11 protein-coding genes are annotated in these 16973 nt (G+C 64.4%); 7 read left to right on the top strand and 4 right to left on the bottom strand.

What is annotated here, in order from left to right; all coding sequences use genetic code 11:
• Positions 1-191 precede the first annotated feature (191 nt).
• The gene (locus D0T11_RS04810; RefSeq protein ID WP_119654644.1) at positions 192-500 is read left to right on the top strand and encodes an ArsR/SmtB family transcription factor; all 309 of its coding nucleotides are present in this window, start codon (positions 192-194) and stop codon (positions 498-500) included.
• Positions 501-659: 159 nt separating this feature from the next.
• Here D0T11_RS04810 and hemA read toward each other — a convergent pair whose 3' ends face one another.
• On the bottom strand, positions 660-1934 hold the full coding sequence (hemA, locus tag D0T11_RS04815) for a glutamyl-tRNA reductase (RefSeq protein ID WP_119654645.1): 1275 nt from the start codon (positions 1932-1934) through the stop codon (positions 660-662).
• Positions 1935-2200: 266 nt separating this feature from the next.
• Here hemA and D0T11_RS04820 point away from each other — a divergent pair, with 266 nt between their 5' ends.
• The gene (locus D0T11_RS04820) at positions 2201-3391 is read left to right on the top strand and encodes an ATP-binding protein (RefSeq protein ID WP_245990602.1); all 1191 of its coding nucleotides are present in this window, start codon (positions 2201-2203) and stop codon (positions 3389-3391) included.
• Between the two features lie 73 nt (positions 3392-3464).
• Here D0T11_RS04820 and D0T11_RS04825 read toward each other — a convergent pair whose 3' ends face one another.
• From D0T11_RS04825 to D0T11_RS04835, 3 genes are all read right to left on the bottom strand, one after another.
• Positions 3465-4529: a lipocalin family protein gene (locus D0T11_RS04825; RefSeq protein WP_119654646.1), complete on the bottom strand. Its 1065-nt coding sequence runs from the start codon at positions 4527-4529 to the stop codon at positions 3465-3467.
• A 53-nt stretch (positions 4530-4582) separates the two neighbouring features.
• Positions 4583-5281, bottom strand: coding sequence for a carboxypeptidase-like regulatory domain-containing protein (locus D0T11_RS04830; protein ID WP_119654647.1), 699 nt, complete (start codon positions 5279-5281; stop codon positions 4583-4585).
• Between the two features lie 92 nt (positions 5282-5373).
• Entirely contained in the window at positions 5374-6066 is a 693-nt protein-coding gene (locus tag D0T11_RS04835; RefSeq protein ID WP_119654648.1) for a carboxypeptidase regulatory-like domain-containing protein, read from the bottom strand.
• Positions 6067-6319: 253 nt separating this feature from the next.
• On the opposite strand from D0T11_RS04835, the gene D0T11_RS04840 reads away from it, so the two are divergent.
• The 5 genes from D0T11_RS04840 to D0T11_RS04860 all read left to right on the top strand — a co-directional run bounded on the left by D0T11_RS04840 (position 6320) and on the right by D0T11_RS04860 (position 16717).
• The gene (locus D0T11_RS04840; RefSeq protein ID WP_380283566.1) at positions 6320-8059 is read left to right on the top strand and encodes an amino acid permease; all 1740 of its coding nucleotides are present in this window, start codon (positions 6320-6322) and stop codon (positions 8057-8059) included.
• Positions 8060-8208: 149 nt separating this feature from the next.
• Positions 8209-12984 carry a DUF3320 domain-containing protein gene (locus D0T11_RS04845; protein WP_119654649.1) on the top strand — a complete coding sequence of 1592 codons (4776 nt, stop codon included), beginning with the start codon at positions 8209-8211 and terminating at the stop codon, positions 12982-12984.
• A gap of 88 nt (positions 12985-13072) precedes the next feature.
• Complete coding sequence (locus tag D0T11_RS04850; RefSeq protein WP_245990603.1) at positions 13073-15346, top strand: M3 family metallopeptidase; 2274 nt, start codon at positions 13073-13075, stop codon at positions 15344-15346.
• Positions 15347-15500: 154 nt separating this feature from the next.
• Positions 15501-15911 (top strand): DoxX family membrane protein, encoded by a 411-nt coding sequence (locus tag D0T11_RS04855; protein WP_119654650.1) that lies wholly within the window; start codon positions 15501-15503, stop codon positions 15909-15911.
• Positions 15912-16132: 221 nt separating this feature from the next.
• Entirely contained in the window at positions 16133-16717 is a 585-nt protein-coding gene (locus tag D0T11_RS04860) for a hypothetical protein (RefSeq protein WP_119654651.1), read from the top strand.
• The last annotated feature ends 256 nt before the right edge of the window (positions 16718-16973 follow it).

Raw genomic sequence — 16973 nt, forward strand, 5'->3', positions numbered from 1 at the left:
TCAGGCAGCGTCTGCGGCGGGGAGCCGTCTTTAGCCCGCCGTCTTGCGTAGAAGGACGCACGGGTACAATTTTCCCACGTTTGTAACTTTTTTTTGACCCTGGTACCCTCCAAGGAACTTTGCGGGTTTAAAATATCGTATTAGCCATATTCCTGCATACCTCCCCCTTGGTACCACCGTTGTAACGACATATGAAACCATTGCTTTCACGCGTAGAATCCAAAAAAGTAGATAAGGCTGCTGCCATGCTTAAAGTGCTGGCGCACCCGAAACGGCTGGCTATCGTGGACTTGCTGGGCAAGGAGGACAAGATGACCGTCACGGAAATCTACCGTTCGCTCGACCTGCCGCAGGCCATTGCCTCCCAGCACCTCATCACGCTCAAAGACCGGGGTATTCTTTCCTCGCTCAAGGTGGGCACCAAAATCTACTACTCCCTCTCCATTCCGAAGCTGCTCGACGTAATCGACTCTTTGGAAGACTGCTGCGACACAATCTGACTGGCAGCCGTTAGCTGTTAGCTGACGTTCCGGGAGTGTTTCAGCGGTGCTTTCTGAATTAAAAAAGGCCACCTGACATCCGTTGTCAGGTGGCCCTTTTTTTTGGGATAACCGCCCCCACCTACTGCTCTTCAGTGGCAGGCCAGCAGCGGATAATTTTCAGCTAACAGCGGCGCTCTGGCGTTCGAGGTCGAAGAGGTCGGTGAGCGTGTCGATGAGCTGGTCGGCCTCGCCGCGCTTGCAGGCAGCTTTGAGCTGGAGCACGGGCTGCTTGAGGATTTTCTGCATCAGCGAGCGGGTGATGTCGTCGAGGCGCTTGGTTTCGGCGGGGCTCAGCTTCTTCTGGTAGCGGTCCATCTCTTCGAGGCGGATTTGCTCCAGCGCATTCTTGAGCTTCTGAATGGTGGGCGACACCAGCATTTCCTTGGTCCAGTCCTGGAGGCCCACCATGCTTTCGGCAATGATGGCCCGCACCTGGGGCACGGCGGCCAGGCGGCGCTCCAGGGCGGCCGAAGCCTTGCTCTGGATGGCATCGATGTTATAGACCAGCACGCCGGGCACCTGCTCCACGTCGGGGGCGATGCTGCGGGGCACCGACAGGTCGATGAAGAACTTATAGCTCAGCACTTCTAGGTTGGCCACCAGGGCGCGGGTGAAGAAGGGCTCGGCATGGGCGATGCTGCTAATCACCACATCGGCTTCCTTGAGCGCTTCCGCCAGGTTCTCGAAGTCAACCAAACCAAGGCCGCACTCCTCGGCCAGCGCCTCGGCCTTGGCGCGGGTGCGGTTGCAGATAGTGACGTCGGTGAACGTTTTGCTGTCGCCGAAGTGGCGGCAGACGTCGGCCCCAATTTCGCCCAGGCCCACTACCAGCACGCGGGGGTTGGCCACGTCGGCGGTCAGCTCTTCTACTAATTCCAGGGCGGCGTAGGAGGTGGAGGCGGCCCCGTCGCGGAACGAGGTTTCCTGCTGCACGCGCTTGTTGGTAAAAAACACGGTGTGCAGCAGTCGGTGCAGAAACGGACCGGCCGCATCGGCATCGGCCGACCACTGGTAGGCTTGCTTGACCTGGTTGCTGATTTGCAGGTCGCCGACGACCTGGGCCTCCAGGCCCATGGCTACCTCAAAGAGGTGCTGAACGGCGTCGTGGTGCTCATCGAACACGTCGAAGTAAGGAAAGAACTCGCTGACCTCCGCCAGACCCTTAAGCTCACCCAGGGCCTCGATAATGGCGGGGCTCTGGTCGCGCTCGGCCGAATAATACACCTCGGTGCGGTTACAGGTACTGAGCACCAGCAGGTCGGAGAGGCCCAACTCGTGGTGTAGCGTGTGCAGGAAACGCCGGCAGGCAGCCTCGTCCAGCGCAATCAGCTCGCGAATGGCGAGTGGGGCTTTCTTGAAGGATAAACTGACGGCCTTGAATGGATGGAGCATAGCAGGTGCTAGTGCGAAAATCAGGGGGCAAAAATACGTTACAAATTGCTAGGGTAAAAACAGAAGAACCGGGCCGGGGGTTCGGGGCAACGCCAAATTTGGACAGAAACCGGTTTTGAGCCGTTTAACGAACCATTGGGGCGGCGAAAATGGGTGAAAAACATCTTTCTTCGGACCGGCCACTGGCTGGGGCTTGGGCCGGAAACGTATCTTCGCCGGGGTGCCGGCCGTATCCGGCACGTCTGCCACCCCGTTTTCTGCCCTCCGTGCTGCCCATTCCCATCTACGATCAGAAGTCCCGCATCAAGCTTATCATCGTGGGGGTGGCTCTGCTGATCGGGGCGGCTACGGTCATCTACACCAACATTCTGGTGCAGCGCCTCTCCGAGCGCGAGCGGCAGCAGATCGACCTCTACGCCAAAACCCAGCGCTACATTATCAACACGGAGGAGGAGTCGAACCTGTCGTTTCTCTACGACGAAATCATTGAGGCCAACAAAACCATCCCCGTCATCATCACCGACGGCGACGACAACATCATCGACGCCCGCAACGTGAACGTGCCCAAAGGCGTGCCCGAGGAGGCATCTATCCAGTTTCTGCGGGATGAAATTGCCCAGATGCGGGAGCAGCACCCACCCATCGTCATCGAAATCGGGGCCGGGCTGCGCAACAAGCTCTATTACAAGGAGTCGGCTTTGCTTACCCAGCTGCGGTTTTATCCGCTGGTGCAGCTGGCCATCATCGGCTGCTTCGGGGTGATTGCCTATTTCACGTTCAGCTACTCGCGCCGGGCCGAGCAGAACCGCGTGTGGGTGGGCCTGGCCAAGGAAACGGCCCACCAACTGGGCACCCCGCTCAGCTCCCTGGTGGGCTGGCAGGAATACCTGCGCGAATCGGAGCGGTTCCGGGATGAGCCCATCGTGGAGGAGCTGGGCAAGGACATCCGGCGGCTCGAAATTATTACTGAGCGGTTCAGCAACATCGGTTCGGTGCCGGTGCTCAAGGACGAAAACATCCTGCGCGTCACCGAAAACGCCATCAGCTACCTGCAAAGCCGGGTGTCGCGCAAGGTGAGCTTCGAGGTGAAAACCGACCTGCCCCGCGACACGCCCGCCCAAGTCAACATCCCGCTCTTCGACTGGGTGATTGAGAACATCTGCAAAAACGCCGTGGACGCCATGGACGGGCGCGGCAGCATCGTGCTGCACCTGCGCCGCCCGGTGCGCGGCAACAAGGCCCAGATTGTCCTCGACATCACCGATACCGGCAAGGGCATCCCGAAAAGCAAAATGCAAAGTGTGTTTCTGCCCGGCTACACCACCAAAAAGCGCGGCTGGGGCCTGGGCCTGGCTCTGGCCAAGCGCATCATCGAGAACTACCATAAGGGCCGCCTCTTCGTGAAATGGAGCGAGCCCGGCCGTGGCACCACCTTTCGGGTCATCCTGAACGGCTGAGTTGTCGGTTGTCAGTTTTTAGTTGTCAGTAAAAGGACATCATACTGACAACTAAAAACTGACAACCGACAACTCATTTCCCCCGGTTCGTGATTTCCACGTAGCTGTTGCCTTTTACGGCTTGGCCGTTGTGCGTGCCTTCTACCTGGCACATGCCTTCCCAATAGTGCATTTTGATGCCGGCGAAGAGCTTGAGCGTCAGCTCCTGATCGGGTAGGACGGGGGTGATGGTGAGGTCGTAGCCCTGACTGGGCACGCGCAGGCGCCACTTGTTGGGGTAGCGCAGTTGGGAATGGGGGCTGGTCCAGTAGTCGAGCACCTCCAACTGGAAGTCCTCGGCGTTCAGGTGCTGGTTGCTTAGGTCGGGGCCGTAGTGGGTGCCGCCCGACACGGTTTGGTTGGTTTTGCGGTCGAAGAGCTGGTAAGCCATCAGCTCAGCGCGGGGCTCCTCGAGCTGGATGGAAAACCAGTCCCAGCCGATGCCTTTATTGGTGACCGAGTTGCCGTTCCATTGGCGGTCGTACCATAACTCGCCTTCCACCTCGCGCACTTTGCCGCCTATTTCCAGGGTGCCAGTGGTAGCGAGGCGGGGGTAGCTGTAATAGCCGGCCTTGGCCACCGCGCCGTAGCTCTCGTAGCCGGTGCCGCCGTGCAACAGTACCGGTTTGGCGGGCGTGGTGGTCAGGTTGATGGCCTGGCCGGGGTGGTCGGTCATGCGGCCCTGGAGGTGGTAGCGGCCCTCCTGGCCGGTGAGGGTCCAGGTTTCGTTTTGCTTGCGGGCGCTCAGTTTCAGGGGCAGCGCCGAAGCCATCAGCTCGGGCAGGCGTGTGACTTTATAATCGTAGCGGAATTGCTTGGTTTGAGGGTCGGTGAGGGCGAAGTTCACCATCTGCCAATCCTTCTTGCCGTTGAGGTTGAAGTGGAAGAACACGTACTCCACCCCGAACGTCTCGCCGGTGGCCTTGTCGCGCAAGTGGCCCGTGAAGTACCACCATTCCAGGGAATTCTGCCGGTGCACGGCTTCCTCCCGGGGCAGCTCGGCCCGCTCCGTAAACACGTCGAATTTATTGGTGGGCTTCAGGGCGCAGCCCGAGGCCGCAAAAAGAAGCAGAACAGTAGCCAGCAACAGATTTCTCATACTGCTGCCATAAGGATTTCGGGGGGCGAAAGGTTTGGCGAAGCGTTGAGTTACTACCGCCGGAACGGCCGCGTCAGCCGCTGCCACAGGCCGCGGGGCGTGTACCAGCGGGAAATGTAAAAGATGCCCATCACGTCGCCGGAGTCTTTCATAACTACCGTCTTCAGCCGATCGGTCGACCCAAGCGGTTTGACGACTACCTCGAAGCCGAGGGCCGAAAACACCAGCCTACCGCTTAGTTCCGCAGCGGACAGTCCCAGCTGGTATGTTCCGTCAGAGGTGGTGGACACGCCGTTTCTGGTTCCTTCTACCAGCACCGTAGCACCGGGCAGCCCCTTGCCGTGGGCATCCACCACCCGGCCCCGTATCAGATGGGTCGCTGCCGGATCATTTGCTCCCCACTGCGTTTTCAAGGGCTGTACCGTGTTGCTGTCCGGGTAGGATTGGGCTATAGTAGGCAACGTTGCGCTCAGGCCCAGTAGGGCAAGTACGGCTACCAGGCTGCGTGGCCAACGGGAAACTACATCGGGCACTATAAGCGGCCGGTTCAACTGCGGGGCCGCGAACCGGCCGCAGACCTTCCCCTTTGCCGGGCGGACGAGCCAGGCTACCACCTGGGCATCACTCATGCAACTGAAATCGACCACCGTTTTGGCGCAGGCGGCGCAGTGGCGGCCCTGGGCGGCGGGCGTCATAGTGGCCCAGCTTTCGTGGCAGGGCTCGGGGATGGTGAGCGTGAGGGAACGGCGCATCGGGCGGCAGGTTTCGGTGAGGGTCTGCGGGGTTGATGCCGGCCGGTAGCCGATTCCACACGCGGCACGGAGTTTTTTGCGCGCCGCCCGGGCTACAACGGCGGCTTGCGGGGCGGCTCGTGAGCCATCAGCCGGCCCATAATCTGTCCCCGGCCGGGGCGCGACTTCAGCCGCACCAGCAGCGGGGCCGGGGCGGGCGATACGGGCACGCTCAGCGTTTGGGCCTCAAATACAAACGGGCTGCCCGACACGCGCAGGCTTACCGCCCCATTCCGCACCGCTTCCCACTGCTGCCGCATAGTGAAGAGGAAGTTGCCCTGCTCGTCGGTAACGGCCCCATAGGGCGTGTCGGCAAGGAAGATTTCGGCCCCGGCCACGGCCCGCCCGGTGGAATCGTCGAGGACCCGGCCCCGGATGGTCACCTGGCCCTGGGGGGCAGAAGCCAGCTCGTCCGTCTGCTCAATAGAGGCGGTAGCCGTGTTGGGGTCGGGTTTGGCCGTTTGGCAGGAGGTGAGCAGGGGCTTGAGGCTGAGCAGGGCCAGACCCGTGAGCAGCCACCGCCGCCAGCGCGGGGCGGCGGGCGGCGGGGCGAACTGCCCGGCCCGGAAGAATCCGCAGACCCGGCCCGCGTCCGGCCGGGCCAGCCAGGCCCGCACTTCGCCTTTCGTCATGGCCGAAAAATCCACGACCTCGTGCTGGCAGCTGCCGCAGAAGCGCCCGGCTGCGGTGGGCGTCATGGCAGACCAGGGCTGGGGGCAGGGCTCGGGAACGGAGAAGGTGGGCATAGCAGAGTTGGAAAGGAAGCGGTAGGCGGTAAGTATAAGCAGATTTGCCGGTTACGAGGAGCCCCGGGGCTAAAGGCCTGGGCTATTCAGCGGCTTCCTGTCTCGCTCCGTAGCCCAGGGCTTTAGCCCTGGGCATCAGGGGAAATGGCCGATAACTCGCTCTCCCTGATGCAGCCCCCCGGCATTATTCTGTATCTTTTGCCCTCTAAACCCTGTTCCTACTACTTTGTCGACCCCGCTACCCCCCTCCCGCTTGAGCGGGCTATTCCGCCGCAAAACGGTTTCTGATCTGCTCGTCAATCCGCCCGCCGACTCGGATCTGATCGGCCCCAACCCCGGCGAACATGGCCTGGAGCGCCACCTCACCGTCCGCGACCTGACCTCGCTCGGCATTGCCGCCGTGATTGGGGCGGGCATTTTCAGCACCATCGGCAACGCGGCCCACGACGGCGGCCCGGCCGTGTCGATGTTGTTCGTGTTCACGGCCATTGCCTGCGCGTTTTCGGCCCTGTGTTACGCCCAGTTCGCGGCCACCATTCCCGTTAGCGGCTCGGCCTACACCTACGCCTACGCCTCGTTTGGGGAGCTGGCGGCCTGGATTATCGGCTGGGCCCTGATTATGGAATATGCGGTGGGCAACATCGTGGTGGCCATTTCGTGGTCCGATTACTTTACTGGCCTCATGGATGGAATCGGGCTCCACATTCCCATCTGGCTCACGATGGGCATGCAGAGCGCCTACAACCAGTACCACGAAGTGCTGGCCCTGATGCAGTCGGGCAAGCCCCTGACCGAGGCCTCGGCTTCCCAGCTGGCCGGCTACAACGCCTGGAATCTGGCCCCCGCGCTGCCCGGCGGCCTGCGCCTGGTCATCGACCTGCCCGCCGGCCTGATTACGCTGGCCATTACGGCCTTGGTCTACATTGGCATCAAGGAATCCAAGAACGCCTCCAACATCCTCGTGGGCCTCAAACTGGTGGTGGTGGCCGTGGTAATTGTAGTGGGCATCTTCTACATCGAGCCCGATAACTGGAGTCCGTTCGCGCCCAACGGTATTGGCGGGGTGCTCAAGGGCGTGTCGGCGGTGTTCTTCGCCTACATCGGTTTCGATGCCATTTCGACCACCGCCGAGGAGTGCAAAAACCCCCAGCGCGACCTGCCCAGGGCCATGATTTATGCCCTCATCATCTGCACCATCCTTTATGTAATCGTGACGCTGGTACTTACCGGCATGGTGAACTACAAGGAGCTGGCCGTGGGCGACCCGCTGGCCTACGTGTTCAATAAAGTGGGCGTGAAGTGGCTGGGCGGCGTGGTGGCCGTGTCGGCCGTGTTTGCTATGGCCTCGGTGCTGCTCGTGTTCCAGATCGGCCAGCCCCGTATCTGGATGACGATGAGCCGCGACGGTCTGTTGCCTCCGGTGTTTGCCAAGGTGCACCCCAAGTTCCGCACGCCCTCATTCAGTACCATCGTCACGGGCTTTTTCGTGGGCATTCCGGCGCTGCTGCTGAACATGGACCTGGTAATTGATCTGACCAGCATCGGTACGCTGTTCGCCTTTGCGCTGGTCTGCGGCGGCATCCTCATCATCGACCCCTACGGCACTTCCGACGCCCGCTTCAAGGTGCCCTACATCAACGGCCAGTTCCTGGTACCCCTCATTCTGACCATTTGCGGCGTGCTGGTGCTGATGTATAACCAGGACGGTATCCGCGAATTTACCCGCGCCTTGGGCAGCGGCTACGAGGAAGGCCGCCACTACATTCCGATGCTGGTGTTCTTCGCCTTCTGCCTGGGCCTCTCGTGGGTGTCGTTCCGCAAGCGCCTGAGTCTGCTACCCACCCTGGGCCTGCTCACCAACCTGTACCTGATGACCCAGCTGGGCGTGAATAACTGGCTGCTGTTCTTCGGCTGGCTGGTCATCGGCCTGGCCCTGTACTTCAACTACGGCTACAAACACTCCAAGCTGAGCCTCAAGAAGGCGGTTGGTTGATAACGGTTGGCCACGCGAGTAATTAATGAGTAGAACGTCATTCCGAGCGTAGCCGAGGAATGACGTTCTCATTTATCCTGGTTCGTTAGCGGCCTATCCACGCCGGCAAAAACCCTGAAAATTATAATTCACCAGTCTGCCGCTACCGCATGAACACCCTCGCCGTCCGCCTGGAAGCTGCCCGCCGGGAGTTGCTGGATCTGGGGCTGCGTAACCCGCTGCTCAACTTCCGGCCCTCGGCGGCGCGGGGCGTCACGGTGGTGGGCGAGCAGGCGGCGGCCGTGTTCGACGTGCTGGTGCGCCGGGGCCGGGCCATGCGGTTTGCGGCCCGGCCCGAAGTGCCGACCCCGCCCCGCGCGGGCTGGAAGGGCGACCCGGAGCGGGCCGCCCGCCGGGCCGCCGCGCTGGGGGTGCCGCTGCCGCCCGCCTTGGCTCCCGCGCCACTGTCTCCCCCGCCCGTCGTCGACCCGCTGGATGGCTGGCTGCAAACGGCGGAAACCGCGCCGGGGCTGCACCAGCGCCTGCTGGCTACCTACCACGCGGCCCGCACCAGCCTCGAAGAACAGGGCGTGAATCTGCTCTACCTGGCCCTGGGACAGCTCACCTGGTACGAAGCCGCCGACAGCCCCGCCCCCCGCCGGGCTCCGCTGCTGCTGGTGCCGGTGCTGCTGGAGCGCGGCGGCCCCACCGAGCGGTTCCGGCTGCGCTACACCGGGGCGGAAGTGGAAGGCAACCCCTCGTTGCAGGCCCGGTTACGCGCCGATTTCGGGGTGAGTCTGCCCCTGCCCGACGACGAGGCGGACCCCGCCGCCTACCTGGCAGCCGTGGCGGCGGCCGTAACGGGCCTGCCCCGCTGGGCCGTGACCCCCGATACCCTGGAACTGGGCTTCTTCTCCTTCGGCCGCTTCCGCCTCTACCGCGACCTGGACCCCGCCGCCTGGCCCGATCACCAACCCCTGCTCAGCCACCCCGCCCTGGCCMCCCTGCTCGACCCCGCCGGCGGCTTCCCCGATGCCCCACCCACGCTCACGGAGGACGACTTTCTTGACGACGTACCGGCCGCCACCGACCTGCACCAAGTGCTGGAGGCCGATTCGTCGCAGCTGCTGGCACTGCTGGCGGTCCACGAGGGACGCAACCTCGTCATTCAGGGGCCGCCCGGCACGGGCAAGTCGCAGACCATTGCCAACCTGCTGGCCGAGGCTATCGGGGCGGGCAAGAAGGTGCTGTTTGTGGCCGAGAAGCGGGCGGCCCTGGAGGTAGTTAAGCGCCGCCTCGATGCCTTGGGACTGGGCGTGGCCTGCCTGGAACTACACAGCCATAAGGCCAACAAAAAGGAGGTGCTGGCCGAGCTCCAGGCTACCCTGCTGCTGGGCCGGCCGGCCGCCGTAGCGGCCCCGGTTCACGACCAGCTCAGCCAGCTGCCCCGCTACCGGGCGGCCCTCAACGCCTACGCCCGGGCCGTGAGCACGCCCATCGGGCGCAGCCGCCGCACGGCTCAGCAGGTGGCCGGCGAGCTGCTGGCTCTGGGCGAATCGGGTACCCCGCCGGAGCTGCCCCGCCTGCCCTTCGCCGCCCTCACCACCTGGACCGATGCCGACGCGGCCCACGCCGCGGCCCTGGCCGCCCGCCTGCAAGCTACGCTCCGCAAAATCGGGGTGCCCCGGCAGCTGCTGTTCTGGGGCAGTGAGCTGACGGTGCTGCTGCCGGCCGCCGAAGCCGCCCTGCCCTGGGTGCTGGCCGAGGCCGCCGCCGCCGTAACGGCCCTCGAAACGGCCACCGTGGCTCTGGCTAGCCACCTCAGTTTGCCTGCTGCCGCCGACCGCGCCGCCGCCGAACAACTACTGCCCGCCGCCCGCCACTTGCTGCTGGCCCCGCCCCTGGCCGGAGTGGCCGTGGCGGATGCGGCCTGGGCAACGGACCGATTATCAGCAGTGCTGGCGGCCGGCGCGGCCCACGCGGTTTTGCACCAGCGGTACGCCGAAACTCTGCAACCCGCCGCCTGGCAGGAGTCTTTGGTTGTCGAAGAAACGGCCCTGCTGACTTACGGGGGCAAGTGGTGGAAATTTCTGGTGCCCGAATACCGCCGGGCCCGCCGCCACCTCCAGACCCTCTGGCGCGGCCCGCTCCCGACTGCGGCGGCCGAAGTGCTGCCGGTGCTGGTGGCCCTGCGCCAGGCCGCCGCCCACGCCGCCMCCCTGGCGGCGGCCGACGCGCTAGGTGCCCGCTTGTTCGGCCTAACCTGGCAGGGTGCGGCCTCCAATTGGCCCGCCCTGCACCGCACCGCCGACTACCTCCGCCTGACCCACCAGCGCGTCAGCCGCCGGGAGTTGCCCGCGGCGGTGCCGGATTATCTGGCGCGCCACGCCGATGCTGCGCAAGCATGGGCGGCGGAGCTGGCCCGGTTGCTGGCGGCTACGGAAGCAAGCTTGACCCGGCACCGCGCCGCCACTCAGGCCGTGGTAGAGGCGCTGGCTCTAAACGAAGTCCGGCGGTTTGGGCCATTGGGTCGGTTGCAGTTCCAGTCCTTTGCTGATCAGCAGGCCACGCTGGCCGCCTGGGCCGCCGATTTGCCCGCCCTGCATCCGGTGCTGGAGTGGAACAACGCGGCCGCCGCCGTGGGGGCCGAGGGGCACCCGGAGCTGCTGGTGCCGGCCGAGCACTGGCCCCCGGCGGCGGAGTGGCTGGCCGAAGCCGTGCGCCGCACCTGGCTGGAGTTTTTGCAGCAGCAGGCCCACGCGCAGCACCCCGCCCTGCGGCAGTTCGAGCGCGCCGCCCACGAGGAAACGGCCGCCCGCTTCCGGTCGGCCGATGCCCTTGACCAGCATTACCACCGGGTAGAGGTTTTGCGCCGCCACCACGCCCGCCTGCCCAGCCTCCAGGCCCCGGGTCAGATGGGCTTGCTCTGCCACGAATTCGCCAAGAAAACCCGCCATTTGGCCCTGCGCCGCCTCCTGGAGCAGGCCGGCCAGGCCGTGCAGGCTATCAAGCCGGTGTTCATGATGTCGCCGCTTTCGGTGGCCGGCTACCTGCCGCCGGGGGCCGTGGAGTTCGATTTGGTGGTGTTCGATGAGGCCAGCCAGGTGAAGCCCGTAGACGCGCTGGGGGCCATTGCCCGGGGCCGCCAGCTGGTGGTGGTCGGCGACTCGAAGCAGCTGCCGCCCACGTCCTTCTTCGACTCCCTCACCCGCTCCGATGAGGAGCCGGACGAGGACCACGTAACGGCCGACATTCCGAGTATTCTGGAGCTGTGCCAGGCCCGCCGGATGCCCCAACGCATGCTACGCTGGCACTACCGCAGCCAGCACGAATCCCTGATTCAGCCCGCTAACGCGCTGTTTTACGAAAATCAGCTGGTGGTTTTTCCGAGTGCCGGCCGCCCCACAACCGAGCCGCTGGGCCTGGCCTGCCACTACCTGCCCGACACGTTTTATGAGCGCGGTACCACCCGCACCAACCCGCTGGAGGCCCGGGCCGTGGCCGCCGCCGTGCTCCGCCACGCCCGCACCACGCCCGGCCGCACGCTGGGCGTGGTGGCCTTCAGCACGGCCCAGCGCCAGGCCATTCAGGAGGCCGTGGAAGAGCTGGCCCCGCAGCAGCCCGATCTGGCGGATTTCCTTACCCGCCACCCCCGGGAGCCCTTCTTCGTCAAGAACCTGGAAAATGTGCAGGGCGACGAGCGGGACGTAATTTTCATCAGCATCGGCTACGGCCGTACGCGCCAGGGCAAGCTGGCCATGAGCTTCGGGCCGCTGAACGCCGAGGGCGGGGAGCGCCGCCTCAACGTGCTCATCACCCGGGCCCGGCAACGCTGCGAAGTCTTCACCAACCTGCGCCCCGCCGACCTCGACCTGACCCGTACGCCGGCCCGGGGCGTGGCCGCGCTCAAGGCGTTTCTGCAATTCGCCGGCGCTGAAAACGACCCCATCGCTGCCCCACTGCCGGAAGCGCAACCAGCGCCGGAAACCCCGTTCGAGGATGTGGTAGGGCGGGCCCTCACCGCCCGGGGCTACGTGGTGCGCCGGCGGGTGGGCTCGCGCGGGTTCGCCCTCGATCTGGCCGTGGTCGATGTTACCACGCCGGGGGCGTTTCGGCTGGGTATTATCTGCGACGCGGCCCCGTACGCCGCCGCCCGCTCTGCCCGCGACCGGGACCGGCTGCGGCCGGCCGTGCTGGCGAGCCGGGGCTGGCGGCTGCACCACGTCTGGAGTACCGACTGGTTTCGCAACCCTGCCGCCGCTCTGGAGCAGCTGGTGGCGGCCATTGAGATGGCTCCGGCCGGGAATGTAGTTCCTTCTGAAGTGCCTGATGAAGAGGTTTCAGAAGCAACGGGCGGGGCGACAGTACGGCGGGAACCGGCCCCGGCGGAACCCCGGGCCCTTGCCGAACCGTATCAGGTGGCCCGGCTGCCCGCCGCCGTGGGCCACCGCGCTCTGCACGAGCACGGCCTGGGTCAGCTGGCGACCTGGCTGGCCCAGGTGGTGGGCGTCGAAAGCCCGATTCACCTGGCGGAAGCTACCCGCCGCCTGGCCCGGGCCAGTGGGGTCCGGCAGGTGGGTGCCCGGATGCTGCGCACCGGTGAGGCCGCGGCCCAGCTCGCCCAAAACCTGCGCTACCTACGCCTTGAAGGAAATTTTCTGTGGGCCACGGCCCTGCCCGAAGTACCGGTGCGCGACCGGAGCGCCCTGCCCGCCGCCCTGCGCAAGGCCCCGATTGCGCCCGAGGAGTTGGCCGAAGCTTTGCGCACGCTCATCGCGCAGAGCTTTGGCCTGCCCCGGGCGGAGGCCGTAGTTGGCGCGGCCCGCCTGCTCGGGTTTAGTCGTCCTTCCGAGGAGTTGCGCTTCCAGCTGGAAACGGCTTTGGCCGAGCTGCTGGCCACCGATCAGCTGGAGGAAATCAGCGGAATCCTGAAGCCCAGAAGCTGAAGCCAGCTCACTGCTGGCGGCCTGAAACCCATCAACCGCTGCCTTTGGCGTATCTTAGCCTGACGTATTCGTTCTGAAATTCCTGCCTATGTTCCCTTTATTTCCTTCTTCCGTGCCGGTTCTGACAATGCTGGCCGGCCTCGGACTGGCCGGTGCCGCGTTGTCGGCCCAGGCCCAGCCCTCGGCCCCGTCCGCGCCGGTGACTGCCGCCGCCGTCCCGATGCCGTTGCTCCAGCCCTGGAGCGGCCCCCACGGCGGGGTGCCGCCTTTCGACCAGGTGAAAGTGGCCGACTTCAAGCCCGCCCTGGAAGCCGGGATGGTCGAAAATCTGGCCGATATTGCCCGCATTGCCAACGACCCGGCCGCGCCCACCTTCGAGAACACCATTGCCGCGATGGAGCGCAGCGGCCGCACCCTGGATCGGGTAGAAACGGTGTACGGCATCTGGGGCACCTCGCTCAACGACGCCAAATTCGCGGCGGTGCAGGCCGAAATGGCTCCCAAAATGGCCGCCTTCAGCGACCAGATAACCCAGAACGCGGCGCTGTTCAAGCGCATCGAGGCAGTGTATAACTCAATGACGACCAGCGGACTCACGCCCGAGCAGCAACGCCTGACGGAAGTGCGCTACAAAGCCTTTGTGCGGGCCGGGGCCAAGCTCGATGCGCCAGCCAAGGCCCGCCTTTCGGCCATCAATCAGCAGCTGGCCGGGCTGTTCAACAACTTCTCGCAGAACGTGCTGGCCGATGAGGCCGACCAGACGCTGGTACTCAAAACCGAGCAGGACCTGAGCGGGCTGCCCACCTCCCTGCGCGACGGGGCCAAAGCCGCCGCCGATTCGCGCAAAGTGGCCGCGGCCGGCGTCATCACCAACACCCGCTCCAGCGTCGACCCGTTCCTGACGTACTCCGACCAGCGCCCGCTGCGCGAGAAGGCCTGGCGCATGTTCACCAACCGCGGCGACAACGGCGGGGCGCATGACAATAACGCCCTCATCACCCAGATTCTGCAGTTGCGGGCCGAGCGGGCCAAGCTGCTGGGCTACAAAACCCACGCCCACCTGCGCCTCGACAACACGATGGCTAAAACCCCCGAGGCCGCCATGGAGCTCATGGAGCAGGTCTGGAAGCCGGCCGTGGCCCGGGTGCACGAGGAAGTGGCCGACATGCTGGCCTTGGCCAAGAAGGAAGGCGCCCCCGCCGACTTCAAGATCGAGCCCTGGGACTATAACTATTACGCCGAAAAAGTGCGTAAGGAGCGCTACGACCTCGACCAGAACGAAGTGAAGCAGTATTTGCAGCTGGATAAGATGCGCGAGGGCATGTTCTGGATGGCCGGCGAGCTGTTCAACTTCACCTTCCAGCCCGTTACCGACGTGCCCGTGTTCCACCCCGACGTGCGGGTGTGGCAGGTGAACGACAAGACCACCGGCCAGCAGGTGGGCCTCTGGTACTTCGACCCTTACGCCCGGCCGGGCAAGAAATCGGGGGCCTGGATGAACGCCTACCGCCGCCAGGAACGAATGGACGGCCAGGCCGTGACCACCATCGTGTCCAACAACTCCAACTTTGTGAAGGGCAAGGCCGGCGAGCCGGTGCTCATTTCCTGGACCGACGCCACGACCTTGTTTCACGAGTTCGGACACGCCTTGCACGGGCTGTCGAGCAACGTGACCTACGGCGGCCTCTCAGGCACGAGCGTGGTGCGTGACTACGTGGAATTCCCCTCGCAGGTGCTCGAAAACTGGCTGGCTACGCCCGAAGTGCTTAACCGCTTCGCCCTGCATTACCAAACCGGCAAGCCCATCCCGCAGGTGCTCGTCGACCGCATCAACAAGGCCAGCACCTTCAATGAGGGCTATGCGACCACCGAGTTCCTGGCCAGCGCCCTCATTGATATGAAGCTGCACCTGGCCGGCGACCAGAAAATCGACCCCGACAAATTCGAGCGCGAAACCCTGGCCCAGCTGGGCATGCCCTCCGAGCTGGTGATGCGCCACCGCACGCCCCAGTTCAACCACGTATTCGCCTCCGACGGGTACTCGGCCGGCTACTACTCCTACCTGTGGTCGGTGGTGCTGGCGGCCGATGCGTTCAGCGCCTTCACCGAGGCCGGTGGGGCCTATGATAAGCAAGTGGGTGAGCGGCTGCGCCAGAACGTGTTCCGGGTGGGCAACACCATCGACCCGGCCGCTGGCTACCGCGCCTTCCGGGGCCGCGACCCGAAAATCGATGCCCTGATGCAGCAGCGCGGCTTCCCGATGACGACGGCTCCGGCGGCGGCCGCGCCGGCCGCTAAGATGGAGGCCGCACCAGTGGACCAGGGCAAGACCAAAGTAAAGATGAGGAATAAGCGCAAGTAGCCACTGCTTCGTCTGGTTTTAAGTGAAGGAAGGCCCCAGTATCGGGGCCTTCCTTTTTTGTCCGTTTACCGGGGCCGACTGCGGCCGTTGCCCGTTCAGGAACGGGTTATTTGGGGCCGCGCACCCCGGGACCGGCCGGGCCGTATGGGTATGCATGCTGAAGCTCACCAACCCCGCACTGGCTTTTGTGCTGGGCCGCCTGCTGCTGGGCCTTAATTTCCTGATGCACTTTCTGGTGCGCCTGCCCAAGCTGGCTGGCTTCCGGGCGGGCCTGATGAAGCAGTTTGCCACCACGCCGCTGCCCGCGCCGCTGGTGGAGGCGTTTGCTACGGTGCTGCCCTTCGTGGAGGGCGGCATAGGCCTATTGCTGCTGCTGGGCCTGTTTACGCGCCCGGCGCTGGTGGCCGCCATGGGCGTGATGATGAGCCTGGTACTCGGCAGCAACCTGCTCGAAGAATGGGCCACCGTCGGCTCGCAGATGGGCTACGGCCTGTTCATCTTCGCCCTGATTCTGTTCTGCCAGCACAACCGCTTCTGTTTCGACCGCCAGCCAGTGCCCGCTTAGCTTGCCGAGAGGTTGTGTGAGTTGGCGAAGCCCTGCCTGCCCGGTGTAGAGCCGCGTCTCATCGTCCGCCCCGTTCGGACGTGTCGTTCGTTAGGGTCGTTCAGCGGGAAGACGCGAAGACGCGTCTCTACATCCGCTCTGGCATCGGGCCAGCTGAAGCCGCCTAGGTAGTAGCTGGCTTTTGGTGTTTCGGCTGTTATCTTCCGCCAAATGAAACTGTTATGCCCGATTCAGCCGCTACCGAAACCATCCTGCTCACGTTGCGTTTGGCCGGCTCGGTACCCGCCCGGGCCGGCCGGGAGTTGCAGGCGCAGCGCGTAGCCACCCAGGCCGCGGCCCGTGCTGCCCCCGACCCCGCCGCCGCCGGCCACCGCGCCGAAAAGCAGTTCTTCGCCGCCTTTGATGCGCTGCTCGACGCCCATTCGGTTGGCCCCGACTACCTGGGTCGCGAGAAGCTGGCCGAGCTGGTAACCGGCGAACTGCTGATGCTGGAGGAGCAGGGGTTGCGGGTACCGGGCTTCGTACTGCTGCCCAACCACTTGCACGCCGTATTGCACCTGCCGGACGATTCGGGCCTTTCACTCTACAAGGCCATTGAGCTGCTGCACCAGCGCACCGCCGCCCAGGCCCGCCGCCTGCTGCGCGGCCAGCTCCCGCCCGAGGCCGATTTCTGGCACCCCGGCTCCCACGAACTGCCGATTCAGGATGAAGCCGAGCAGCAGCGCGTGCTGGCCTACCTGGTCTCGCACCCCGCCCGCCTGGGCCTGCCCGCTCGGTTTCACGAGTGGCCGTACGTGAATGAATAAACGAGAGAAATACCATAGTATTGAGCTACTCTACCATGCTCATTAGATTACTCATGAAATATGCCCGCTTGTTGATTCTAGGTTTACTATGGAGCAGTTGTGTCCAACATACTCTACCCTACTATTTTAGTGGGTTGTCCACGAGCAAGATAGCGACTAAATACATCCAGTAGGTTCAGAATTTTGCGTGCCAGCGGCTGGTCAGGGGCCGTATGTGGCCGGGTGAGTTGGCGCAACAGATTCAGGCCGTGCCGAC

This window comes from Hymenobacter rubripertinctus, assembly GCF_003583925.1.
Lineage (GTDB): Bacteria > Bacteroidota > Bacteroidia > Cytophagales > Hymenobacteraceae > Hymenobacter > Hymenobacter rubripertinctus.